Source organism: Fodinibius sp. GM21, assembly GCF_058386955.1.
The window spans coordinates 12201-35979 of sequence record NZ_JBYEIQ010000008.1 but is presented as its reverse complement, the minus strand read 5'-3'; the positions used below and the strand labels follow the sequence as shown (position 1 = coordinate 35979).

19 protein-coding genes and 2 tRNA genes are annotated in these 23779 nt (G+C 42.5%); 6 read left to right on the top strand and 15 right to left on the bottom strand.

Features of this window, described 5'->3' with window-relative positions; translation table 11 throughout:
* Nucleotides 1-16 precede the first annotated feature (16 nt).
* The 3 genes from ACT3IB_RS15205 to ACT3IB_RS15195 all read right to left on the bottom strand — a co-directional run bounded on the left by ACT3IB_RS15205 (nucleotide 17) and on the right by ACT3IB_RS15195 (nucleotide 5255).
* Nucleotides 17-3364, bottom strand: a complete 3348-nt coding sequence (locus ACT3IB_RS15205; RefSeq protein ID WP_491539880.1) for a SusC/RagA family TonB-linked outer membrane protein — start codon at nucleotides 3362-3364, stop codon at nucleotides 17-19.
* Between the two features lie 49 nt (nucleotides 3365-3413).
* Nucleotides 3414-4493 (bottom strand): FecR family protein, encoded by a 1080-nt coding sequence (locus ACT3IB_RS15200; protein ID WP_491539879.1) that lies wholly within the window; start codon nucleotides 4491-4493, stop codon nucleotides 3414-3416.
* Between the two features lie 159 nt (nucleotides 4494-4652).
* Nucleotides 4653-5255, bottom strand: a complete 603-nt coding sequence (locus tag ACT3IB_RS15195; protein ID WP_491539878.1) for an RNA polymerase sigma factor — start codon at nucleotides 5253-5255, stop codon at nucleotides 4653-4655.
* 477 nt (nucleotides 5256-5732) lie between these two features.
* On the opposite strand from ACT3IB_RS15195, the gene ACT3IB_RS15190 reads away from it, so the two are divergent.
* Both ACT3IB_RS15190 and ACT3IB_RS15185 read left to right on the top strand, forming a co-directional pair.
* Nucleotides 5733-5996 carry a type II toxin-antitoxin system Phd/YefM family antitoxin gene (locus ACT3IB_RS15190; protein ID WP_491539877.1) on the top strand — a complete coding sequence of 88 codons (264 nt, stop codon included), beginning with the start codon at nucleotides 5733-5735 and terminating at the stop codon, nucleotides 5994-5996.
* 11 nt (nucleotides 5997-6007) lie between these two features.
* Nucleotides 6008-6274: a type II toxin-antitoxin system RelE family toxin gene (locus tag ACT3IB_RS15185; protein WP_491539876.1), complete on the top strand. Its 267-nt coding sequence runs from the start codon at nucleotides 6008-6010 to the stop codon at nucleotides 6272-6274.
* A 109-nt stretch (nucleotides 6275-6383) separates the two neighbouring features.
* Here ACT3IB_RS15185 and ACT3IB_RS15180 read toward each other — a convergent pair whose 3' ends face one another.
* The 9 genes from ACT3IB_RS15180 to ACT3IB_RS15140 form a co-directional block, all read right to left on the bottom strand.
* Nucleotides 6384-6512, bottom strand: a complete 129-nt coding sequence (locus tag ACT3IB_RS15180; RefSeq protein ID WP_491539875.1) for a tyrosine-type recombinase/integrase — start codon at nucleotides 6510-6512, stop codon at nucleotides 6384-6386.
* Nucleotides 6513-6599: 87 nt separating this feature from the next.
* Complete coding sequence (locus ACT3IB_RS15175; protein WP_491539874.1) at nucleotides 6600-6860, bottom strand: type II toxin-antitoxin system RelE/ParE family toxin; 261 nt, start codon at nucleotides 6858-6860, stop codon at nucleotides 6600-6602.
* Nucleotides 6845-7087: a hypothetical protein gene (locus ACT3IB_RS15170; protein WP_491539873.1), complete on the bottom strand. Its 243-nt coding sequence runs from the start codon at nucleotides 7085-7087 to the stop codon at nucleotides 6845-6847. The genes ACT3IB_RS15175 and ACT3IB_RS15170 overlap by 16 nt, the downstream gene beginning before the upstream one ends.
* 557 nt (nucleotides 7088-7644) lie before the next feature.
* Nucleotides 7645-8820, bottom strand: a complete 1176-nt coding sequence (locus ACT3IB_RS15165) for a tyrosine-type recombinase/integrase (RefSeq protein WP_491539872.1) — start codon at nucleotides 8818-8820, stop codon at nucleotides 7645-7647.
* A gap of 330 nt (nucleotides 8821-9150) precedes the next feature.
* Nucleotides 9151-9224: transfer RNA gene (locus ACT3IB_RS15160), tRNA-Ile, on the bottom strand.
* Nucleotides 9225-9231: 7 nt separating this feature from the next.
* A tRNA-Leu gene (locus ACT3IB_RS15155) sits at nucleotides 9232-9319 on the bottom strand.
* 126 nt (nucleotides 9320-9445) lie between these two features.
* On the bottom strand, nucleotides 9446-12583 hold the full coding sequence (locus ACT3IB_RS15150) for an efflux RND transporter permease subunit (protein ID WP_491539871.1): 3138 nt from the start codon (nucleotides 12581-12583) through the stop codon (nucleotides 9446-9448).
* A 66-nt stretch (nucleotides 12584-12649) separates the two neighbouring features.
* Nucleotides 12650-13855 (bottom strand): efflux RND transporter periplasmic adaptor subunit, encoded by a 1206-nt coding sequence (locus tag ACT3IB_RS15145; protein WP_491539870.1) that lies wholly within the window; start codon nucleotides 13853-13855, stop codon nucleotides 12650-12652.
* Nucleotides 13856-13923: 68 nt separating this feature from the next.
* Nucleotides 13924-15297, bottom strand: coding sequence for a TolC family protein (locus ACT3IB_RS15140; RefSeq protein WP_491539869.1), 1374 nt, complete (start codon nucleotides 15295-15297; stop codon nucleotides 13924-13926).
* A gap of 442 nt (nucleotides 15298-15739) precedes the next feature.
* Here ACT3IB_RS15140 and ACT3IB_RS15135 point away from each other — a divergent pair, with 442 nt between their 5' ends.
* From ACT3IB_RS15135 to ACT3IB_RS15120, 4 genes are all read left to right on the top strand, one after another.
* On the top strand, nucleotides 15740-16120 hold the full coding sequence (locus ACT3IB_RS15135) for a response regulator (protein WP_491539868.1): 381 nt from the start codon (nucleotides 15740-15742) through the stop codon (nucleotides 16118-16120).
* 36 nt (nucleotides 16121-16156) lie between these two features.
* Nucleotides 16157-18181: a M1 family metallopeptidase gene (locus tag ACT3IB_RS15130; RefSeq protein WP_491539867.1), complete on the top strand. Its 2025-nt coding sequence runs from the start codon at nucleotides 16157-16159 to the stop codon at nucleotides 18179-18181.
* Nucleotides 18182-18350: 169 nt separating this feature from the next.
* Nucleotides 18351-20048, top strand: a complete 1698-nt coding sequence (locus ACT3IB_RS15125) for a sensor histidine kinase (RefSeq protein ID WP_491539866.1) — start codon at nucleotides 18351-18353, stop codon at nucleotides 20046-20048.
* A complete protein-coding gene (locus tag ACT3IB_RS15120) occupies nucleotides 20038-20742 on the top strand; it encodes a response regulator transcription factor (RefSeq protein WP_491539865.1) in 705 nt (234 codons plus the stop codon). Before ACT3IB_RS15125 ends, ACT3IB_RS15120 begins: the two co-directional genes overlap by 11 nt.
* A gap of 51 nt (nucleotides 20743-20793) precedes the next feature.
* Here the strand turns inward: ACT3IB_RS15120 and ACT3IB_RS15115 are convergent, their stop codons facing one another.
* The 3 genes from ACT3IB_RS15115 to fsa all read right to left on the bottom strand — a co-directional run bounded on the left by ACT3IB_RS15115 (nucleotide 20794) and on the right by fsa (nucleotide 23629).
* Nucleotides 20794-21363, bottom strand: coding sequence for an NADPH-dependent FMN reductase (locus tag ACT3IB_RS15115; RefSeq protein ID WP_491539864.1), 570 nt, complete (start codon nucleotides 21361-21363; stop codon nucleotides 20794-20796).
* Between the two features lie 100 nt (nucleotides 21364-21463).
* On the bottom strand, nucleotides 21464-22846 hold the full coding sequence (locus tag ACT3IB_RS15110) for a replication-associated recombination protein A (RefSeq protein ID WP_491539863.1): 1383 nt from the start codon (nucleotides 22844-22846) through the stop codon (nucleotides 21464-21466).
* Nucleotides 22847-22966: 120 nt separating this feature from the next.
* Entirely contained in the window at nucleotides 22967-23629 is a 663-nt protein-coding gene (fsa, locus tag ACT3IB_RS15105; RefSeq protein WP_491539862.1) for a fructose-6-phosphate aldolase, read from the bottom strand.
* Between the last annotated feature and the right edge of the window lie 150 nt (nucleotides 23630-23779).

Here is a 23779-nt window from a genome sequence, read left to right as displayed (position 1 = left end):
TAAGATCACCTGTCATTTAAAATGATGCATTAATTCCTACCATAATAGTGCGCGACTGTGGATATGTTCCATAATCCATCAAGTCGGTAACTTCGGGATCCAGCCCCGTGTAGTCGGTTATTGTTAGTAGATTCTGTCCGGACATATACAGTCTCAAGTTTTTAACCTTTGACTGATTGCCACCGAACAATCCATCGAATGTATATCCAACCTCCACATTTTTGATCCTCATATAAGAAGCATCTTCAACATAAATGCTTGACACGCGACTGCTTCCGTTGTCTGTAAAACTGACACGAGGGATCGAGTTCGTTGAGCCTTCACCATCCCAGCTGTCGAGGACGCGGGTAGTATAGTTAAATGGACGCGTATCGTAGTCCAGAATCTTTTTGCTATCGTTATATTGATCCACTCCCTGAACCCCTTGCAAAAAGACTGAGAGATCAAAGTTTTTATATTCACCTGAGAAATTGAGTCCGTACGTAAAGTCGGGATGTGGATCACCGATAAAGGTTCGGTCATCACTATTGATGATGCCATTTCCATCCAGATCCTTAAACTTAATATCTCCCGGCTGGGCAGATGGATTCGATTCTCCACTGAGATGGGAGTCAACCTCTTGCTGATCCTGATAAATACCCTCCATTACAAAACCGTAATAGGAATTTATGGGTTGACCAACCTCAGTTCGAGTTACATTGTTAATTATACTCGGCAGGTTAGGGTGCAGTTTTTCAACCGTATTCGTCAGCGTTGAAAAATTGGCATTAACACGATACTTAAATGCATTTTCTTCCTTATTCTGATAGCTGAGGCTAAATTCAAAACCTTTATTCCGGACTTCCCCAGAGTTTACAAAGGTAGGATCAACCTCACCGACAACCTCAGGTAATGTTATTGGCAGAAGAATATCACTTGTCAGCATGTTAAAATATTCTGCTGAAAAGCTGAACCTGTCATACAACATGGCATCGATACCAAAATTAGCCTGGGTAGTCGTCTCCCATTTCAGGTCTGGATTACCATATCGAGAAACTTCATATTGGCCCGATGTATTACGTTGCAGCAGTGTCAAGTAGGCATAATTAGGAATTTCCTGATTACCAAGCTGTCCCCAACTACCGCGCAACTTCAATTGTGAAAGCCATTCTATATCATCCAAAAATGCTTCTTCTGATACCATCCATCCCGCTGAAAACGATGGGAACAATCCCCATTTGTAGTTATCAGCAAAGCGTGAGGAAGCATCTGCCCTTAAATTAGCGGTCACCATATAGCGATCAGCATAATCATAAGAGACCGATCCAAAGTAAGAGAAGAGTGCCCATTCTGAGCCGGAACCACTGTTCGTTAATCCCGTTTCGGTACTACCAAAATTGAGATAACGGAAATTATCATCGGAAAAGTCAAATCGATTGCGAGAGCCCGCAATATTTGTAGATCTGTTGGATACGAATTCTGTACCGACCAAACCATTTACGCCGTGCTTACCAAAATCTTCGGTATAGTTAAGCGTATTACTCCAAGTAATATTTATGGTTTTGTCCCGATTTTGGGATAATGAATTTGGTCGATTTTGACGACCAAGACCGGCATCCTGCGGTTGACCTCCCCCATCATCATCTCCAAAGTTTTCGTTAAATACTTTGTGATGATAGAATAGTACATCTACACCCAAGTTCGTCCGATAGGTGAGATTTTCATCTTCCAGAAAACTGTATTCCCCAAACAGGTTACCGAATGCTTTATACTGCTGAATAACATCATCCGTAAAGTAAGCCAGTGCTACGGGATTTTGTGTGAGCTCATACTTCCCGGACTCATAGTCATTAGGCCCTTCATAAAAAGGAAGATCAGTAAATGGATCTTCTTCAGAATAGTAGGGATTACTAGGGTCCTTTTTTACAGACAATATTGGGGGCCTCAACATAGCATGTCGTACAATACCAGGTTGATCACCTCGGGAGTTAAGATTGTCTTCGTTGGAATATGATAACTGTAAATTGGTTCCGAGCGTAAACCGATCGGTAATATCGGAATTCACATTCGCCCGAAAATCCATAATTTGGATCTTGTCATTATCATACACAACCACGCCATCTTCTGTAAAATATCTAGAGGAAAGGTAATAGTTGGTGTTTTCATTGCCACCGCTTGCAGATAAACTCACATTATGGGTATATCCAGGGCCAAACGTTTCTCCAAGCCAATCGGTATTGGCAAAATCGCTTCGGCCCATATCCTGCGTATATGGATTGGTACCCGAATATCCAGCATTATTCCATGCTTCCTGAACCGTATTCATGTACTGTTGCCTATTGAGCATATTGGGCAAGTTTGTAACACCACTCACTCCGCTATAATAATTTACGTTTAGTTGAGAATCGCCTTCACGTCCTTGTTTAGTCTCGATTACAATAACTCCAGCGGATGATCTCGAACCGTAAATAGCAGCTGCTGATGCATCTTTGAGAACATTCATTGATTGAATATCAGCAGGATTTAAAAACCCTATGCTTCGGGTAGGTACGCCATCAACCACAAATAGTGGGTTATTATTTCCAATGGTCCCTTCCCCTCGAATTCTAATTTCGACCTCATCACCGGGAGCCCCAGTGCTTTGTGAGACCTGCACACCAGAAACTTGTCCCTGTAAAGCTTCAGAGACCGAAGAAACCTTGCGCTGAGAAAGATCCTCCATATCAACCGTGGAGACGGCCCCGGAATATTCTTTACGTTTCATCGTATTGGTGTAACCGGTTACAACCATCTCATCGCCCATAATTGCTTCGGCAGATAACTGGATGTCCAACTGGCTGCGTCCATCAAGGGGAATTTCCTGTCGTTCATATCCCACAAATGTAGCAACCAAAGTATCCTGCAAACTGGGAACGGTGAGTTCAAAGCTACCATCGGGACCAGTTGCTGTACCGATATTTGTTCCTTTTACCATAATATTTACACCAGGTAAGGTATCACCTGACTCGGCATCGTACACCGTACCGGTTACCTCTTCCTGGCTAATGTCTATGGGTTCACCAGCGGCAGCCAGATAAAAGCTGCGATCGCCTACCTTTTTGAATTGAATATCGAATTGGCGAATCATGCTGGTCAAAATCGATTGTAAATCCTCACTTTCGATGAGAATTTTCGACATTGACTTTCCTGTCACCAACTCGCTTTTGTAGATGAAATTGACATTGTGTTCGCTTTCCAGATAGCGAAGAGACTCTTCCAGTGAAACAGTTTCTTCCTGCCCCTGCTGTTTTTCATTCAAGGTCAATGCCTGATTGACCACCTGGGCATTAGTTGCGGGTAGTGCTACCATAAACCACCCAATTATTGCGAGTATCAGTTGTTTCATAATGTTAACCCTTTGTGAGTTTTAATTTTCTTATTAGAATCTATGCTCATCACTGATCTTCTTGTTTAGAGTTCGTTGCTCCCACTCTAATTACACTTCCCTCTTTGATAACCGGTTGATCCATCAAGTTCTCCAGAGCGTTGAGAAAAACTTCAAGATTATTATTAGGAAGAGATCCTGAAATAGGGGTTTGTCCTAACTCCTGATTACCCAATTCGAATCGCACATCATATAAGTGTTCAACTCTCCTGATTACATTTTTAAATGGTGTATTTTCAAAAATAAGCTTGTCTTTAGTCCACGAGGTAAAAACTTCTGACCGTACCTTGCTAACTGTAATATCTTGGCCCACCTGGGGAATGCGACTCATTTCTCCCGGCTTCAATACCTTGTTTTCTACAGTCTGTTTTTCACTGTCCTTTTTCTCTACGCTAACACTTCCCTCTACAAGAACAACCTCTGTAGCATCTTCATAGGTATTAACGTTAAACTTGGTACCTAATACTTTGATGCTTCCTTCCGTAACATGCACAGTTAGGGTTCGCGCATCGTCAGCTTCGTGATGAACAATATCAAAAAAGGCTTCGCCCTCCAGCCAAATATCTAAATCGCCCCCATAATAATCGGCAGGATATTTGATTCTTGAGTTGGCGTTGAGAGTGATTTTCGAACCATCCGACAGCGTTAACTGTTTCTTTTGACCCTCGGTTGTCGTACTGGTCACAAATTTATTTTGTTGGGTTTTCACGGTAGTCTCAGAATATATCCCTGGATTCACATACCCGATGACTCCCATCACTGCAATAAGAAAAACGATAACAGCAGCTACACTGGAATAGTAGGTTCTGCGGGTTATTTGAAAGATTTTGGGCTTGGAGGATTTTTCCTCTTCCTTTAGGCGATGAACCAACCTTTCCAATTCAGCTTCCATTTCGGGGTGTTCACCAGAACGAAATGCAATATTGCGATGCAATGTTTTCGCCTTTTCTACTAACTTTTTTCGCGCCGGATCATTTTCAATCCATTTTTGCCAGCGCTCTCCTTCTTCATCCGTTGCCGTCCCCTCAATCCATGCCACAAAGGAATCAGAGGTCAATAGTTTTTCAATGCTCTCTTCGTATTTTGACAAAACAGAGTACTTTACAAGTTCAAAATTATCAGCAAAACCGCATTTTTGCTGCTTTCACTTGTAAAGACACATCCAAATCAGTGGAGTACTCAAATTTTTTTGAATTTTCTTAGAAAAGTCGAAGGAAGGCGAAATGAAACAAAAAAAGAGTAGCTGAATTTATTCTATGATAGGAACTGACTTCACAATTCCTTTTAAATTTTTGAATGCTCGATATAGATTATTTTTTACGCTTTGGTGATTGATCTCTAATACTTCCGCGATCTCCTTGTTGGTCAATCCATGATAGTATTTCAGGAAAAGCGTTTCTTTCTGCCTACCACTTAACTGATTAATACCTTTTACCAACTCATCTTTTTTCTGCGCGACAACCTCATCCTGAACGATTAGTTCTTCTTTGGAAAAAGAAACATCAAAAATACCATCGAGATACTCTTGATTGCGACGGTATCTATTGAATTTTTGTTCCTTTCTACGCAATAGTATCCTGCGATATGAAACGATCAAATACGCTCTAACTGAGTCTGGCACCCCGATAGAATTGCGTTTATTCCATAATTTCAGAAATAGTTTTTGTATGCCATCTTTGGCCGCTTCTTCGTTAGAAACCAATCTTTTCCCATAATCTAAAAGTGAACCGTAATGAATTCGGAATAGTTTGCTTAAAGCCTCTCTATCCCCATTACGAAAGGCTTCCCACAGTAATACTTCATCTACGTCTCCCGGAATCTTATAATCTGTGAGTTTGCTAAATAAAAACATTGCCGTCTTTCCCTATCCTTCCGGTATATTATCCCTAATAATGGCAGTTAGATATTGAATTTGCTCATACAATTCAAATTGACTATTACACTCGGTATGCAAAGATACAAATACTTGAAGCTGTAGAGGATTTAGAAAGGAAGGCTTTTTTTTATTCACCCAGTTTGTCTAACGATTTACCTAATCAATCACCTTCATTGCATTTTTGAGATATCACTCATCCAGTTACTTGTTTCAATATATCTACAAACCTCTTCCTTCAAATCTTTAACTGATACCTTAAGCTTAGACTTCATTTGCCCTCTCTTAATTAATTCTTTATTGAGTCAAGTAATAGATTAAGAGTCATTCCTTCAATATAACCCTCCTACTTATTTTTGTACATAAATAACTTTTTGTATTTTTTGTACAACTTTAATTATCTTACGTAAGGAAATAAAAAAGTGAATACGATAAATACTAGTAAAATTATCCGTTATGCCTACGAAAGAAATTAATACCAATAAGGCCCGTAAAGAGTTTGCTGATAATATTAACCGTGTAGCATATGGTCACGAAAGACTTACAGTTACCCGTCACGGCAAACCTGTTGCGGCGATTATATCTGTTGACGATTTAGAGTTTCTAGAAAAATTAGAACACCAGTTGGATAAAAAAGCCATTCAAGAAGCTTGGGAAGAACAAGGAGATAAACCTTTAAAATCCCTCAATGATGTCAAATCTCAGTTAGGGCTTCAATAATTTAACTGCAAATGGCTGACAGTTTTAAGATTTTATTTACAAATAAAGCATTTAAAGAAGTTGAAAAGTTAGATCCCGATGTAAAGTTACAAATACTTGAAGCTATAGAAGATTTAGAACGTGATCCTCGACCCCAAAATAGCAAACAGCTAAGTGGTGAACTCAGTAGCTATCGTAGGTTGCGAACAGGAAATTACAGGATTATTTATCAAATAAAGGATCAGAAGCTTGAAATTGTGGTTGTCCGGGCTGGACATCGGAAGGATATCTATGATTAATCTGAAGTAGGCAAATTTGGCTCCATTCAGACTCAACAGAACTTTGTGACAAGCTATATCAAATAGTAGACTAGTAAGAAATTAAAGGCTTACCCCTTAAGTATATCCACTAATCAATGCCCTTCACTGCATTTTTCAGATCGCGTTCGTCCAGGTGCTCATAGATCTGAGTCACATCAATAGATGAGTGTCGCATGATCTTTTGAACCATATGGATAGGTACGCCCTTACGAAGCAAATCGGTGGCACGGGGGGGGTAGTGGATTTTCTCTAATTTCAAACTGTCAACTTTCAAGGAAGGCTACGGTAGCACGCTGACTAATTTTTAAAAATCAAGCTTTTCCGGATTTCTTCGGCTATCCCAAAGATGCAAAACTCTGATATGATCTTTTACAAAAACCCGTTCTTCTCGATTTTTGACCTGACGACCTAGGAATGGAAATTCTGAAAGCAAAGTCACAGACTCTTTAAACATTTCATCAAGTTTTCGGGAGTATTCTTTTGTGCCAAGCCTTTTATACCAATAATCCAAAATTTGAATACGATCAGCTACTGCTTGAGGAGCCCAAATTATTCGTTTAGCCATTTAGCTACCATTTGGTCTGCTTGTTCATTTGTTAAGTAATCTCCCTGATCGATACTTTTTTTTGCTTTATCAATCCTCTTTTCTTGATAGGATGAAAGCGTTACTTCCTCTTTGGGTTGATATTTGCGATCTAAAATGTGCTTTACGGTCTGGAGAAAAGACTCGTCGTCAATATTTTCAATGCTTTCGTGAAGCAGACTTTTCAACTCTTTAGTTTGAGAACTCATGACAGTAATATTTTGGATTTAAGCAGTTACACAATTATAACGACGAAAAGACAAAATATTTATACAAAGTTCTAAATTTATGATCACCTAAAAGAAGCGTACCAAAGATATATTTAAGAAGAAGCCATAAAATTACGGTACAGACCAAATATATGAAGACTTATTTTGACCCGGCACAAAATAACTCACCGTTATGACAGAAAAATTGCTTGAACTGATTATCAAGATCTAACTAACTTACACTAGGGCAGCATATATTTTTTGCACTTTTTTAATTGTCACTATTGAATACGTTTTCTTGCTACATTTAAAACTTCTGATGATGAATTGGGGGGAGATTCACCAGCTTTAGTGATTCTTTTCACTTTTGAATTTCTTTAATATCGGTAATCATAGTTACGAAGGTTTAATTTACTCATATGTGAGTATAACAATAGAGAGAACTGGAAGAATAAGCCTATTATTGTTGTGGAATAATGATAATACGCATAAGCCCAGAGTAAAAAGGTTAACCTAGAATACGACAAAAATTATTCATATTGTGTCTTAAAATCTTCCTAATCAATCCCCTTCAAGGCATTTTTCAGATCTTTTTGATCCAAGTGCTCATAAATTTGGGTCACATCAATGGATGAATGCCCCATGATTTTCTGTACCATATGAATAGGTACACCCTTACGAAGCAAGTCCGTAGCGCATGTGTGTCGGAGTCCATGCAGATGAATCGTGTTTGGCACGTCATCTGCGAGTCTAACAAATTTCTTAAATGATCGTGACAAAGACCCTGACGTCATTCCATCAAACCGATCCTTTCCGGTTGAACTTGGAAACATATATCCATTCTTGGGCTCTCCCAGATCTTTGTGCCACTGGATCAACCAAGGCTTCAGGGGCTCACGAATTGGAATAATGCGCTCCAATCCAGACTTGGTCGTATTATGCTTCGTGTTATAAATACCAATATGTCCATGATCATCAGGATCATCGGGATCTCCCTCAAGATCAACGTGCTTCCATCGCACATTCACTGCCTCACTGGCCCGCATGCCACAGTAAAACATCATGTTGACCATCGGCTTAAACCAAAGACGCTTTTGATGCCCTTTACTTACATATCCTTTCTCTTCCTGCTCTTCATAAAATTTGTCGAAGGCTTCAAAAACTTGATCCAATTCTTCCCTCGAAATGATCTTTTGCGAAATCTTTTTAGGGATTTTAGGCGGTTTAATAGTCTTGGTTACGTTTTCGTCAACGATTCCTCTCTTTTCCATCCAGTTAAATAAGGCTTTTATATGACGTAGATAGCTGGCCTGCGTAGCTTTGGCTATGTCAGGTCGAAAGCAAAACTCGCGGATATCTATTTCCAAAATTTGTCTTACCGGCATGGTCGAGCCAAGCAGATCTTCAAGCATATTAAAATGACGACGATAGTTGTCTTTCGTTTGCTGATTTGCCTGGCTGCGCTGATCAATAAACATTTGGGCAGCCTCTGACAGATTCATATTGCTGAACCGTTTATCCCGTCTCCTTTTTCGTTGCTCAGCTTTAGGCGACCATCCACTAAATGGATCTATCTCTCCAGCTTGGTATTTATCTTCGTACTCCCATAACAGTTTATGTGCCTCTCTCTCATTACCGGTACCTAGACTTAACGATTTCTGTTTCCGTTTTCCATTAATGCTCCGTGAAAATCGGATGTAATACGTGCCGTTTCGCTCTTTTAAACTTGCCATAAATTATTCCTCAATTTAGTTGATATTTCCACAGTTGATGTGGACACCTCCCACATTATTTATGCCTTGACAGGCTCTAAACGGCTTGTAAAATCTACAGAAATCGACTAACAGGCCTTTAGAGGCTGATAACCCCGATTTTTTCGCTAAAATCAGCTAAAAATCAAAATTTTTACAAAATGTACCACAATGTGGTACAGAAATTTACAAAACGCGGGAAATAAAAGTAAAGGGGTTCATTAGTGAAAAGTTATGAAAGAGGGGTGGATTTTGCCTATAAATAGACCTTCACAGGCTGTTAAGGGCGATTTCGAGAAGGGAAAAGAAAAGTGGGCCCGGCAGGACTTGAACCTGCGACCAATCGATTATGAGTCGACTGCTCTGACCAACTGAGCTACGGGCCCAAATGTGTACCCGAGGCCGGACTCGAACCGGCACTGGCATTTGGATGCCAATCGGATTTTAAGTCCGACGCGTCTACCAATTCCGCCACTCGGGCAAACATTGATGAACCTTCCTGAACGGAAGATCAATTTTTGAAGAATCCAAATATAAGGGATAAACAGATACTTCTACAATGCAATTTTGATAAATTTATTTATCCTGACAAACTAATTGAAGAATGTCAGCCAGTTTCTGAAGTCACCTGATTATTAACTGTAGCAATCACATCTTCCAGAATCAGGTAGAGGCATGGAACAATCACAAGAATAATAGAAGTGGCAAACACAATACCAAAACCAAGCGAAATGGCCATAGGAATCAGGTTGGCTGCCTGCCGGGAGGTTTCTAAGATCATGGGCGTAAGTCCGCCAAAGGTCGTCAATGTTGTTAAAGCAATAGGCCGAAATCGGCGCAGACCGGCCTCATGAATAGCATCATAAATGGAGGCTCCCTCCTTGCGCTTTCGATTGGCCAGATCAATCATAATTAGGGAATCATTTAAAACAACTCCCGATAGAGCAATTACTCCCATCAAACTTACAAGCGAAAGATCATAACCGAGTAGAATATGTCCAATTACTGCCCCCACAATTCCAAAAGGAATGGCCCCCATCACAATGATCGGCTGTGAATAACTTTTAAAGGCCACAGCCAGTAAGGCATAGATCACAATCATTGCCAAGCCAAAAGTGCCCCAAAGCGCTTGCGTTGACTCCCGCATTTCTGCCTGACTGCCCTCAAAAGTCCAGGTAATACCGGGAAAGTCTTCGCGCAGTTGAGGTAACGTTTCTGTACGGATCGACTCTAGCACCCTCGATACTGCATTTGCAGGTTCAGCATCCATACTTACGGTGACTACCCGTCTCCCGTTGCGTCGGTTGATACTTGTAAATGCTTCGCCCTTGTTGAATTCCGCCACATCCAGCAGGGGCACTTCCACTCCGGCTGGTGTTTGGATCACTAAATCTTCAAGATTATAGATATCGCGACGCTGCTCCCGAGGCAACTTCACTCGAACTTCTATTTCGTTAATTCCCCTGAGCTGACGCATTGCCAATGATCCATAAAAGGCACTTCGAAGCTGACGTCCGACATCTTCGGGGGTGAGGCCAAGTCGACGTCCTTCTGGCAACAATTTAAAATCAAGCTGGGCCTTACCCCTGTTATAATTATCGCTGACATCGCGCGTAGCATTGAAACGCTCAACCCGTTCCAAAAATGCCTGACTGGCATTCTCTAACACATCGGTATCCGAATGACTCAGATCAACGCTAATATCGGGCAGGTAGCCGGCAGGTCCTCGTTCAGCTTCAAAACTAATCTGATCGACTCCTTCAATATCCCCAATTTCATCTCGCCATAACTCAATCACGTCTTGAGCCGTCATATCCCGCTGACTGGGAGGCTTCATGACAATTTCTACGTCGATAAAGCTTTGGCCCCGCACGTTAGTTTTTACGCCTTCGGCTACGCGATAAAGGTCATTTTCCTCAAACATACGCTGGGTCGACTGGGTTATCTCTTCCGCAACCTTGGAGGCTTGAAAGGAAGTGGTTCCCACTGGCAGGCGGACTCCCGATTCAATTTCATCGGCAGCAACTTCAGGCATCATCACCATTCCCATATGATCGCTATAGCCGTAACCACCAACAATAAGAAGCAGCGCTAAAGCCGAGCTGATGGTGATATAGCGGTATTTGAGACAGTAATCCAGAAAAGCCCGGTAATACGTATTTATGAAATTATTAAATCGATCTGCAAACTGCTGCTGCCAGCGATGCAGCTTCTGTCCTAACTTAAAACGGCTTTCTTTGGTCGAGCTGTGTGCCAGGTGGGCCGGCAAAATGAACAACGCTTCGAGAAGCGACACCAATAAAACTACAATAACAACGGCGGGTAGCGGCCACCAGTATTTTCCAGTTGTACCGGGAATAAACAGCAGCGGAAAAAAGGCTATAACGTTTGTCAAAATCGCAAAGGTCACCGGCTTGCTCATTTCTTTTACCCCTTTTATGGCAGCCTCAAGAAAGTCCATACCCTGCTGTCGATATTCATAGATATTTTCTCCCACCACAATTGCGTCATCAACTACAATACCCAACACCACCAGGAAACCGAACATCGAGATCATGTTGATACTCAATCCCAGCAGTGGTAAAAACAGCAGCCCTCCCACGAAAGAGATCGTCATCCCCATCATCACCCAAAAAGCCAGTCGGTATTCGAGAAATAGGGCCAAAATAAAGAGCACAATTATGATAGCAAGCACGCCATTCTCCATCAGCAGTGACAGCCGTTCCCGGTAATCATCAGCACTATTACTATCAATCCGATATTTGACCCCGGGAGGAAACTCTGACTGTGCAATTTCAAGCTCCTTTTTGACCGTTTCAGCAATACCCAACGGTGACTGATCGCCAATCCGGTATATTTGCAAGTCAACAGTGGGTTGCTGATTAAACTTTCCGTGAAACCCGGTTTCCTCAAATCCATCGGTAATTTCTGCAATATCGGCCAATCTGATATTACTTCCGATATCCGATGTTACCACTTCAATATTTCCGTATTGATCCGCCCATTGCTTACGTTCTTGCATCCGCAGCAGTATTTCACCGGCATTGGTTTCTATAGCACCTGCAGGTATGTCTTCACTGGATTGTCGAATAATATTCGCGATGTCATCCAGGGTCAGATTATACTCACGCAAAGTATTGCGCGGAATTTCAACGTGCGTCACGTAGTCCGGTACGTTCCCGATCTCTACCTGGGTAATATTTTCGTTATTTAGTAACCGGTTACGCAAACCTTCGGCCAGCTTTCGGAGCTCCCAAATATCAGAATCACCATACAACCCAATGGTCATCACCTCCCGCTGGTTCGACTGCAATCGTACTTCCGGCTCTTCAATATCATCAGGGAATGTACGGATGCGATTTACCGCTTGATCAATATCCTGGAATACCTTCATGCGTTCTGAACCGGTTATCAACTCTATCGAAATCGATCCCGATCCTTCATTTGCCGTGGAGGTTACCTCTTTAATTCCCTGCACTCCGCGAATGGCTTCTTCGACAGGGCGCAGAATACCTTGTTCTACTTCAGCGGGCGACGAGCCGGGATAAACAACACTGACCTCTACAATATCAAGCTGATATTCGGGATATACCTCTTTTTGCATATTATATGCCGACCAAATACCGCCACCAATTAATATGACCATCAATAAGTTGGCCGCAATAGAATTTTTGGCCATGTAGCTCATTAAACCCGAGCCGATACCTCCATTTGATTGCTCTGTATGTGCGTCTTCTTCAGCCATTATCTCTAATCATTTAAGTAAAATCGGGAAGAATTCCATCATATTCGGATGATAAAACACTGGATGCTAGTTCGTGGTTTGGGTTGTCATCGAATCTGCCGCAGTGCTATCCGAGTTGGTTAATCGCAGCGGCGCCCCGTCACTTACAGTCGACAAATTGGTAGTTACGATGCGGCTTTCCTCCTGTAGTCCACTTTTGATATAGGCATATTGCGCATCACGAAATACGATCTCGGCGTCTTTTATGCGCAGTTTGTTGCCCTCCATCACCCAGATTGTATCATCCTCACGCACGTAATCTCGATTCAATCGGATCACATCGGTAAGCTCGTCGGCAGAAATATGAACTTCCACAAAAGATCCAAGCATCAATCTTGGTACTTCCGGGTTATCCGTTTTGTAGGCTTGGGGATCTGGAACCGATATAAGCACACGGGCCATACGAGTTTGATTTTCAAGTGTCCCAACCAATCTGAAAAGAGAGCCATTGCGATAAGTATCGGCCGGCCATGCGGTTCGATTTCTTATTCGTACAGGTGAACCCTGCCGATCCGCCCCCTCGGGAAAACTCATCCAGCGTAATTTCGATACCGGGACTGTTGCCTCAACCCAATATTCATCCAATCCGACGAGTCGGCCCAAATTCTGTCCGGCGGATACTTGGGACCCGACATTAACGTTGCGACTCAGAATATGGGCATTGAAAGGTGCTTTTATAGTCGTACGCTGTAAGTTAAGCTGAGCTTGGTCTACTGCAGCTTGAGCAGATTCTACGCTAGATCTTGCCGACTCGAGCTGCGGCTCACGCAAAACAAGTGATTTATTTTCTTCAGATAGCGTATCCGCAAACAATTGGTAATCTTGGCGGGCTACATCTTGCCGACCCATTTCAATTTTGAGGTCGGCCCGGGCTTGACGTAGCTCACTTTTGCGCTGATCGAGTACATTTCGATAATCGGAGGAATCGATTTGTAGCATTTGTTCACCTTTTTCAACATAACCGCCGGGTGTAAAGGCTTCGGATAACGACATTACTTCTCCACTTACACGCGGACTCAAATTGATATCCTGTGAGGGACGAACTGTCCCCATCGCCTTAATCGTAGGTCGATAGGTGCCACGTTCGGCCGTCATAACATCTACAAGCATCGGTGTAGCCCGTGTGGCACCGGATTGCTGTGCCGTAGGTTCAGTGTAAAAGATAAGCAGTAAAAGAACCGCCGCGGTGGCCATTATCCCAGAACTGATAATAAGTGTTTGTTTCCAATTCATAAGCTAATGGTTCTATTTGTTAAAGCACTAACAGTGGCATTTAGTGTTTGATTAAACTTAATTAAGAGTCAATTTTTCTGTTCCCTTTCGGTTTCAAAAGAACCGGCCAGAGCGCGATATAATCCGATACGATACTCAACGAGCGTCAACTTGGCCGACAGCAAATCTCTTTGCAATTGCTGCACTTCATCAAGTGCCGTAAGTACATCCAGATAATTCGATGTTCCATTGAGATATTCCAGCCGCAGCTGATTATAGGCCTTTTCAGCTAGAGCTATCTGTTCTTCCAGACGGGCGATACTTTTGCGTTGCTTCTGTTCACGGATCAGTGCATTCTCTACTTCCTGAAAAGCCGAAAGTATCGTTTGTCCATATTCATACAGCCGTTGTCTTTTGACGGCTTCCAACCGGTCAACCTCAGCGCTTAATTCTCCCCCACGAAAAATGGGGGTCAACAGGTTACCGGCAAAAGACGTAACCCAATCCTCAAAAAGGTTGCCGGCTGTATTGCTGGAGGAAGTCAGTGAGGCTGACAACCTTAGCCGTGGGTACTGGTCGCTTATTGCAGAAGCCAGGTCACGATCGGCAGCCTTAACCAGGTTAAAAGCACTTTTCACATCGGGGCGACGCTGAACAAGATCTATTGGAACACCGGTTTCGGGCAATGGCGGCAGCTCAGGAATCTGGTCCGGAGTAAAAGCAAGTGTATCCTGTGGCGATTCCCCCAGCAACACAGACAACTCATGCTCCAATACTTTTACATTTGCTTCGGCATTGGTTTTTTGTTCGCGCGTGGACTCTAACAGCTGCTGTTGACGAAGGATATCAACCCCTCTGATCTGTCCCGTTCCAAACCTGTTTTTAAGCAGATCCAACACTTTTTGATTCGTCGTAATCTGGCTTTCAACCAACGACAACTGTTTCTGTGCTTCTGCCAGCCGTACCCAGCTTCGTACTACTTCTGCCGAAACCGTGAGTGCCGCTGTCTGATAATCGGCCAACGTGGCTTGCGCCCTATATTCCTCCGCATCTACCTGCGAGCCAATTCGTCCCCACAAATCGATTTCATAGGATGAACTTAAACCCACGCTAAAATCATCAGAGCTGCCGAACTGTGATTGCTGATTGCGTGTCGACCGTGCTTCTGCATTCGCATCCAGTGATGGGAAAAGGCCGCCGGTCTCGCGGTCGACCACTGCTTCTGATGCTTGCAAGCGCTGCCATGCCGTTCGGATATCGAAGTTGGAGCTTAAGGCCATATCAACGAGCGCATTTATCTGATCATTTTCAAATGATGTCCACCACTGTGAAGGAACTTCTGCTGTTCCACTTTGTGAAAAGGAAGCAGATTCCTGAACGGGTGACTCAACGGTCTCTTTTTGAGCTGCACATCCCAATACCAATATGGCAAGAGATCCCCATAATAAATTTTTGGTACTCATAAAGAGATCGCTGATCATCCTACGGTTTTCTTTACTGCTTTATAAATATTTTAGGGCAGATTATTTATTATAAAACCCAAATCTATAGGAAGTTTGAAGTATTTATGCCCGAGTCTTACTGAAAACTGAGTTTACAACAATACTCCTATTCAAAACGTTTAACCAAATCTGCGTCGGCTGGAAGATATTCGCATTACCCATCCGATATCAGGAAAATGAGCATTTTCAGCCATTGCAGAATGCTTCATTTTACTGCTTGAATATGACTATATTCATCTGCATGTTTGGATTTCCAATGATCGTTCATAACGATAGATATCCTCTGTTTTACACTTATTTATATTTAATCCCTTTTGAGAAAATCTGACACAAATAAATAGATTGTCTTATGCAACGATTTTGCTATTTTAAACACGTTATCAAAAAATGATTACTAGATTATATGAGTGAAGAAAAGAAGAAGGTCATCATTGTAGAAGACGATCTCATTCTCAATTTACTGTACGAAAGTTATTTAGAGAGGCTCGGATTCGAAACGGAAGGCGAGCTTGTTTACGGCAAAACGGCTATCGAAACAGCAAAACAATTCAACCCGGATTTAATTGTCATGGATATTTCTCTGGAAGGAGATATTGACGGTATCGATGCAATGCTCAAAATCCGTGAGTTCTCACAAGTTCCCGTCATTTACATCACCGGTAATTCTGATCCCTACCACGTAGAGCGAGCCAAAGATACCGATCCACTGGATTATTTGACGAAACCCATTGAGTTTGAAGATTTAAAAATGTCTATTGACAAGCACTTCTCTTCGAAATCCTGAGTTCCGTAATTACAATTACTTAAAATTACCCAAGCTATGTTCAGACCATTGCTATCATTAAAGAATGTGATATTTCCGGTGGTTTTCGCTGCATATCTATTTGTAGGATGCACCGGAACACAACAAACCACTGAGGAACCGCAAACGACCACTCAAGAAAAAGCGGTTCAAAAACCTTCGGAATTAGATCGGCTGGTTCCCAATCCTATTACCGAAGAAATTCCCAATGCATTTTTAAACGCTGTTGAAAATGATACCCGCACTATGTCCGGTGAGCCGGGCAAAAACTACTGGACACAGTGGGCTAACTATGACATTGATGTTGAACTGCTCCCCGCTGATACCCTGGTAAAGGGAAGTGCAACCATTACCTATTATAATAATTCCCCCGACACCTTGAATTCACTATATATGGAATTGGCTCAAAACCTGCATGCCAAAGGGGCAACGCGAAGCACTCCACAGGAGGTTACGGGCGGTTTTAATCTGCATAACGTTGGACTTAATGGTAACCAACTTAACCAGATGCAATCGCGCAGAGATCCATCGGGTTATGGTGTCAATGGCACCCTGCTTGTTATCCGACCTCACAACGCGGTAGCCCCCGGCGATTCTGCCAAGATTCAAGTCGCTTGGGATTTCAAAGTACCCCAGCGCGGCGCCAGCGGACGCATGGGTTATAGCAAAGACAACCTTTACTACATAGCATATTGGTATCCGAAGATGAGTGTTTACGATGATGTTGTTGGATGGATGACTGATCAGTTTACCGGCACTGCCGAATTTTACCACGGCTTTGCCGATTATAATGTTGATATTACCGTTCCCGATCAATGGATGGTTGGTTCCACAGGCCGTCTTACAAACGGGAAAGATGTTCTTGCCAATAAAATCTATCAACGACTTGATAAGGCTCATAACAGCGATACGGTAATGTCTGTCGTTACCGAAAATGATTTCGGATCGGTAACAAAATCGCCTGAGAAAGGCACGCTTACCTGGAACTTTAAAGCCCAAAAAGTGCGTGACTTTGCTTTTAGCGTCACTAAAGAATCCAAGTGGGATGCTACGCGAGCAAGTGTGGGCGACCTTGATGGCGACGGCGAAGAAGAGTACAGCAATATAAATGCCATCTATCGGAGTTCGGCTCCAAAATGGAAAGATGGGGCCAAGTTTACACAGCATGCGATCACCAACTTGTCCGAGCAGACAGATCTCAAATATCCATGGCCTCACATGACCTCAGTAGAAGGAGGCGGCATCATCGGCGGCGGTATGGAATTTCCAATGATTACGATTATTGGAGATTACAACAATCAATCATCAGAAGCTCTGTATGCAGTAATCGCACACGAGCTGGCACATATGTGGATACCGATGATTGTCAGCACGAATGAGCGCCACTACGCCTGGATGGATGAAGGGACTACTACCTATAATGAAAATCAGGCCAAGAAAATTTACTACCCGAACGGACCTGATTACGATCTGAATGATATCAACAGCTATTTGCAGATTACCAATACCGATGCCGAGGGACCCATAATGCGATGGTCAAATCATCACTACAACGGATTTGCTTACGGGGTTGCTTCCTATCCTAAACCCGCATCGATGCTTGTAAGCCTTCGCAGCCTCTTGGGTGAAGAGACATTCAATAAAGCCCTGCACGAATTTATCGACCGATGGAAATACAAGCACCCTTATCCCTGGGATATGTTTAATACCTTTGAAGATGTTGCCGGACGGGATCTGGACTGGTTCTGGAGAGCTTGGTACTACGAAACATGGACACTTGATCAAGCTGTTGGTAATGTATCAACACAAAATGGGAGTACCCGCATCGTCATTGAAGATCACGGTCAGGCCCCAATGCCGGCCAATGTTCAAATCACTAAAAGTGACGGAGCTACTATTATGCGCAAAATACCTGTTGACACATGGTTAGAAGGGGCTACACAAACTGTAATTACGGTTGATGGAGAAGTTACCAATGTTGTCATTGATCCTGACAAAAACTATCCTGATGCCAACCGACAAAATAACAGTTGGCAAAAATAATTTTACTCTCAGCATCCTCTTTCTAAAAGGGCGCTGCAAAGCGCCCTTTTGTTATTTATACAGCTGTGCATCGCTTGTATTAAATCACGTAAAAAAATACCGGGATGGAATTTGATGACCTGATAAATTTCTTACCTTGTGTGATGAATATTTTAGTAAAATCATAGGCATGAAACGATTCGGATCAAAACAATGGATCTTACTTGCTGCCGGGATTATTGCCATTTTGGGGCTTACCGGTATGAATGTATATTCATTGTATGCCCTTCACGAAAACACGCTGGAGTCATCAAGAGAAAATAAAAAGCTCCAAATTGCTGAATTTACTGATAAAATCAGATATCGCTTTTTTAAAAAGTTTATCGGCCTTGGATCTGTTGACATCAATAGATTACAGGAGCAGTATTATACTACGGAAGAGTTCACTCCAGAGGTAAAAACATTGCTGAATAAAGCTGCTAAAGATTCCATCTACAGCAACATTTATTTTATTCCCTCAGGTTCTGATGCCTGCCAACAGCAAAAACCCATCCTGCGATATGATCGCAACAACAAATTTCAACCGACATCCAACTATTCAACTGTTGTCTGTGACGGAATGGGTATTGCTCGAACCCAAATAAAAAGCCTGCTTTCCGATTACCAATACAACAATAAGGTACTGTTTGATTCACATCGCAGCATTACTATTGTACTTATTGACCCATCGAAGCAAGAGGTTTTTGGCTATCTGACCATGCCTTTCAACCAGGATTTTTTGCGTAATTCATATTTACCTAAAATCCTGGCTCAGAAATTTGGCGCTGAGCAACATCCCGGCATGAATGTCTGGCTGCGCGACTGGACGAATAATGAGATTATAGCTAGCAGTAACCCCGATGCCACTTACAATCACCAGCAGATACAATTTGTTCAAAACTTCCCCGACTTTTTTGACTACTGGAAAGTCGAAGTTTCGTTTACGGATGAATCCACAGTAGCAGCTAGTAACGCATCCCTGATTAAAAACCTTGTCGTATTGGGAGCAGCAATGCTGCTTCTGCTTGGCTCGCTGGTTTTCATGTTCAGATCCGCACAAAAGGAACGTGCTCTTGCTGAACGACAAGCTGATTTCCTGGCTAATGTTACCCATGAGCTGAAGACCCCTCTATCAGTAATGCAGGCAGCCGGAGAAAATCTTGCCGACGGGCGTGTGCAGGATCAGCAACGCCTAAAGAATTACGGGAGCCATATTTTTAGCGAAGCCGTTCGTCTTAGAAAGATGATCGACAAACTACTCGATGTAGCCAAAGCCAATGCAGGAGAATCACTTGTGGAACCCCAACCCACTAACATTGGAGAGGTCGTGACCTCTTTTCTTGAAAAACACTCGAAATTTTTCCGGGATAAAGATGTAACCCTCGATATTGCTATAGATAAAGATCTACCGGCTGTAAAGATCGATCGGAATAGTCTGGAAACGATTCTCAGTAATTTGATTGACAATGCCATTAAATACAGTACAGAAGAAAAATATCTTGGCATCCGTGTTTTTAAAGAAAATAATCATCTAAAACTCTGTATCGAGGACCATGGCGTTGGCATTGCGAATAAAGATCTGTCCAATATCTTTACTAAGTTTTTCAGAGTTGAGGATTCGTTAACTGCTAAAACCAAGGGCCATGGGTTAGGCTTATCAATTGTTAAAAACTTGGTAGAGCTCAATTCTGGCTCCATTGATGTTGAAAGCAAACCGGGCTCCGGATCTACTTTTATCATAACATTTCCTATCTTAAGCGTTTCAGGTCAAAAGGCTTCGCAAAATTCAGCGTCAGCGAAACCTGAAACAGAGTCAAGAAATAAAGAGTTTGAAGAACATGTCAGCTGATCCCAAAAAAATTGTTATTGTCGAAGACGAACCCAGCCTAGTATTTACATTACAGGATACATTAGAGAGTGAGGGCTATGATGTTTTTATCGCCGAAAACGGTGATGAAGCCGTTGAAATCGTTAAAAAAGAACAGCCCGATCTAATGATTTTAGACCTGATGCTGCCGGGAATGAGTGGCTTTGATGTTTGTCGTACCGTTCGAGATCAAAATTACACCTTTCCGATTATTATCCTAACAGCCAGAGATCAGGAAATTGACAAGGTTACCGGTCTCAATATCGGTGCAGATGATTATATCACTAAACCCTTCGGCGTTAAAGAGCTCCTTGCACGTATAAAAGCACGTTTACGGCGATCTGATACCTATTCCAAAATGAAGCCTATCAAAGAAGTTGACCTTGATCCAATCCACGTGGATTTAACAAATGCGGTTGCTGAACATCCCGAGGAAGGAGAACTCGAACTCACTACCAGAGAAGTAGAACTTATCCGGTACCTCGTAACCCATGCTAATGAACCCGTTTCGCGCGATGATCTACTGGAGAATGTATGGCGCTACGAATTCAGTACCAATACACGTACTGTTGATGTCCATATTTCAAAACTTCGATCAAAAATTGAAGAACATCCGGATGATCCAAAATACTTGGTTACCCTTCACGGCGTTGGCTATATGCTCAAAATGAGCTGATCCCCAAAATCGTCAATTTATAACAGCAAGATATAACACGAGACGGTCAATCTACCCATCGGTTATGAGCGATTCATCTCCTTGCAGATTTTTGACAAATGCAGGAAAGCCACCAATTTGGTCCTCGAGTAATTGATGCTGGAATTGATCCTTAATCCCCTCTTCATCATCAAAATTTTGGTTAACTCGTGAAATAAACACTCTTTCGGGAAACATATGCGCATTTCGGTAGCCGAACACCTGCTGCAGCTGCTCAACTGCACGCATCGCTCCAAACACACCATTAGCCTCTCCTATTAATGCAATCGGCTTTTTATTGAGACTATTCGGAAAGGGCAAATAGTCGATGAACATCTTTAAAATTCCGGGATAACCCCCATTATATTCGGGACATACGACCACTAACCCATCCGCGGTAACTGCCTGCTCAACAAAACTATCAACTTCAGGGAGGTCTTCTCCGTACATACCTCCCACTACTTGCTCGAGTGGGAAATCCTGCAAATCGATGATGTCGGTTGTAATCCCTTCTTTTCTGTATTTTCTCTGCACATATTTCGATACACGCAGGGCATTGGAATTAGGACGGTCTGTTCCACTAATAATTTTAATGCTAATCATAATATTTTCTTAACTGCAAACGTGGTCAAAAGATACTGTTTCTAATCGATAAAATGGGAGTAGTTCGCAACCTAAAACGTCCACAACTTAATATCCTGTGTTATCGTTTCTTTTTGGATGCCTTTTGATAGGCATCTTTAATTTTTTCAAGACGATCCCATAGCTTACCCTCACGACCAATATTCCCCGGTTCATACCACTGTTTGTTCTTTACATGGTCTGGCAAATAATCTTGTGGAATCCAATGATGATCGTAGGAATGCGGATAGTGGTAATCATCAGAAGCATTCTCAACGCCCAGGTATCGCGACTGTTTAGAGTTGGCTGTTTTATCTCGCAAGTGAGGAGGCACTTCCCCAATACCTTTATTCTTGATCTCCCTTCGAACCGAAAAAACTGCACCAGTGCTATTACTTTTGGGAGCTAAAGCCACATATATGCAAGCATGAGCCAAAAAATAAAGCCCCTCCGGCATTCCGCATTTGGTAAATGCTTCGTGAGCGGCATTGACCAACGATAGGGCATGCGGATCGGCCATCCCAACATCTTCTGAAGCCTGGATCAGCATACGCCGAAAAATAAAGTTGGGATCTTCTCCGCCTTCCAACATTGCTACCATCCAATATAGGGCAGCATCTACATCAGAACCACGCAATGACTTTATAAACGCTGACGCATAATGATAGTGCTCATCTCCGCCTCCATCGTAGCGAACTCCTCGACGTTGAATACATTCTTTTGCTATTTCCAGGTTGATATGAATCTTCCCTTCATCATCTGGCTCACTGGACAGAACCGCTATTTCGAGGGCATTAATCGCATTTCTAATATCACCACCGGCAAAATCTGCAAGATGCTGCTTTGCCTCATCTGTTACTTCCACATTCTTTTTTCCTAATCCACGCTCTTCATCTTTCAACGATCGGTCTATCATCTTCAAGACATGCTCTGTAGTCAAATCATACAATTCAAATAATTGGCAGCGCGACAATAGCGGGCTAACCAGAGAATAAAACGGATTTTCAGTTGTCGCCCCTATAAGGGTGATTACTCCCGATTCCAGATGAGGAAGCAGCGCATCTTGTTGCGCCTTATTCCAACGATGAATTTCATCCACAAACAGTATGGTCTTACGCTCATTCATCTGCTGAACTTTTTCCGCCTTAGTAACGACTTTTCTTAGATCCTTAATACCGTCAAGTACGGCATTGAGCTCTACATATTGAGCATTAATTTCGCGTGAAATCACATGGGCTAAAGTCGTTTTTCCGGAACTTGGCGGTCCGTAAAAAATTAGCGAACCAATAACCCCAGATTCAATCATACGATGCAGCATTTTACCTTCACCCACGATATGATTCTGCCCAACAAACTCATCAAGAGAGCGAGGGCGCATACGTGTGGCCAGCGGTTCATGGGGATTTACGAAATTCGTGCCCCCCTTTTTATTTCCGGAATCGGACTCTTCATTGAACAAATCCATTATAATGGTCCACTAATTTCCAATGTTATCTAACACTTTAAAATTTTATCCACTTTTTAATAAGAATAAAAAATGCCCGGCATGATGTGTACCGAGCATTGCTACCTATTAAATACTTGCTTACTTATTTTGCAGCTCTTCCTGCAGCGCATTCCAGTCATCAAGAAAACGCTCGAGACCACGATCAGTCAATGGATGGTGCAATAGCTGATCGATTACATTAAGTGGCATAGTAGCAACATCGGCTCCCAGTCGGGCGGACTCGAGAACATGCATTGGATGACGGATGCTGGCTGCAAGAACTTCTGTCTCAAAACCATAGTTGTCATATACTGTTACCACATCTTCGATCAGCTGCATCCCGTCGTCCGAGATATCATCCAATCGACCGATAAATGGAGAAATGTAGGTAGCACCGGCTTTCGCAGCTAACAGTGCCTGTGTTGCAGAGAAACAAAGTGTACAATTGGTTCGTATGCCCTCGTCAGACAAGGTTTTAATGGCCTTGATGCCCTCCTTAATGAGCGGAACCTTTACCACAACATTATCAGCAATCTCTGCCAAGTGACGTGCCTCAGAAACAATCTCGTCGTACTCTGTAGAAACGACCTCGGCTGAAACATCACCGTCTACAAGATTACATATTTTAGCAATATGTCCCTCAAAATCTGCGACTCCAATTTTCGCACATAAACTAGGATTTGTGGTTACCCCGTCCAATACCCCTAAATCATTCGCTTCCTTGATTTCATCAAGATCAGCTGTATCGATAAAAAACTTCATAAGAAATCTGTTCTTTGTTGGTTGTTTTTGCTGAGGTTAAGATAAAAAAAATTGGTTCTCTTTCTTAATGTGGATGTTCTCTAAAAACCGAATTCTCATAGAATAAGTGGTTGAGCAGTAATATTCTTTATTACTTTCAGTAACCTTTTT

What these genes read in the sequence shown, in the direction of transcription:
- ACT3IB_RS15205 (WP_491539880.1), bottom strand. Translation starts at nt 3,364, where the DNA reads ATGAAACAACTGATACTCGCAATAATTGGGTGGTTTATGGTAGCACTA.
- ACT3IB_RS15195 (WP_491539878.1), bottom strand. Translation starts at nt 5,255, where the DNA reads ATGTTTTTATTTAGCAAACTCACAGATTATAAGATTCCGGGAGACGTA.
- ACT3IB_RS15190 (WP_491539877.1), top strand. Translation starts at nt 5,733, where the DNA reads ATGCCTACGAAAGAAATTAATACCAATAAGGCCCGTAAAGAGTTTGCT.
- ACT3IB_RS15185 (WP_491539876.1), top strand. Translation starts at nt 6,008, where the DNA reads ATGGCTGACAGTTTTAAGATTTTATTTACAAATAAAGCATTTAAAGAA.
- ACT3IB_RS15175 (WP_491539874.1), bottom strand. Translation starts at nt 6,860, where the DNA reads ATGGCTAAACGAATAATTTGGGCTCCTCAAGCAGTAGCTGATCGTATT.
- ACT3IB_RS15170 (WP_491539873.1), bottom strand. Translation starts at nt 7,087, where the DNA reads ATGAGTTCTCAAACTAAAGAGTTGAAAAGTCTGCTTCACGAAAGCATT.
- ACT3IB_RS15165 (WP_491539872.1), bottom strand. Translation starts at nt 8,820, where the DNA reads ATGGCAAGTTTAAAAGAGCGAAACGGCACGTATTACATCCGATTTTCA.
- ACT3IB_RS15150 (WP_491539871.1), bottom strand. Translation starts at nt 12,583, where the DNA reads ATGGCTGAAGAAGACGCACATACAGAGCAATCAAATGGAGGTATCGGC.
- ACT3IB_RS15145 (WP_491539870.1), bottom strand. Translation starts at nt 13,855, where the DNA reads ATGAATTGGAAACAAACACTTATTATCAGTTCTGGGATAATGGCCACC.
- ACT3IB_RS15140 (WP_491539869.1), bottom strand. Translation starts at nt 15,297, where the DNA reads ATGAGTACCAAAAATTTATTATGGGGATCTCTTGCCATATTGGTATTG.
- ACT3IB_RS15135 (WP_491539868.1), top strand. Translation starts at nt 15,740, where the DNA reads ATGAGTGAAGAAAAGAAGAAGGTCATCATTGTAGAAGACGATCTCATT.
- ACT3IB_RS15130 (WP_491539867.1), top strand. Translation starts at nt 16,157, where the DNA reads ATGTTCAGACCATTGCTATCATTAAAGAATGTGATATTTCCGGTGGTT.
- ACT3IB_RS15125 (WP_491539866.1), top strand. Translation starts at nt 18,351, where the DNA reads ATGAAACGATTCGGATCAAAACAATGGATCTTACTTGCTGCCGGGATT.
- ACT3IB_RS15120 (WP_491539865.1), top strand. Translation starts at nt 20,038, where the DNA reads ATGTCAGCTGATCCCAAAAAAATTGTTATTGTCGAAGACGAACCCAGC.
- ACT3IB_RS15115 (WP_491539864.1), bottom strand. Translation starts at nt 21,363, where the DNA reads ATGATTAGCATTAAAATTATTAGTGGAACAGACCGTCCTAATTCCAAT.
- ACT3IB_RS15110 (WP_491539863.1), bottom strand. Translation starts at nt 22,846, where the DNA reads ATGGATTTGTTCAATGAAGAGTCCGATTCCGGAAATAAAAAGGGGGGC.
- fsa (WP_491539862.1), bottom strand. Translation starts at nt 23,629, where the DNA reads ATGAAGTTTTTTATCGATACAGCTGATCTTGATGAAATCAAGGAAGCG.